The sequence below is a fragment of the Paraburkholderia sp. SIMBA_027 genome (assembly GCF_046535315.1).
In the GTDB taxonomy this organism is placed as follows: Bacteria; Pseudomonadota; Gammaproteobacteria; order Burkholderiales; family Burkholderiaceae; genus Paraburkholderia; species Paraburkholderia tropica.
On record NZ_JAWRWY010000934.1, the window covers coordinates 1 to 260 of the forward strand.

Consider the following 260-nt stretch of genomic DNA (forward strand, 5'->3'; position numbering starts at 1 on the left):
TCCTCTTCAATCGCCACTTCATGTCCATTTGCGTCTTTTACCGTGATGCTGACAATCCGGCTTCCTGCAGGCTTTGAAGAATCGAATACGACTTTTGTTCCTTTGGATACATGTAAGAATCCACCATTTTCTTCTGGATATTTGCTAACGGACACTTCAAAGGCCGCTTTTAACTCCGCTCCCGTTACATCCATTAATGCTAACGTATTTCCAAATGGTAAAACCGAGATCACCTCACCCACGGTAATCGGTCCTTGCCC

The 260-nt window shown here is 45.0% G+C and carries 1 protein-coding gene; it reads right to left on the reverse strand.

From position 1 onward, the window contains the following. The coding region (locus SB764_RS41845; protein ID WP_410867014.1) for a 5'-nucleotidase C-terminal domain-containing protein at nt 1-242 on the reverse strand (242 nt) is incomplete at its 3' end. Nucleotides 243-260 lie beyond the last annotated feature (18 nt).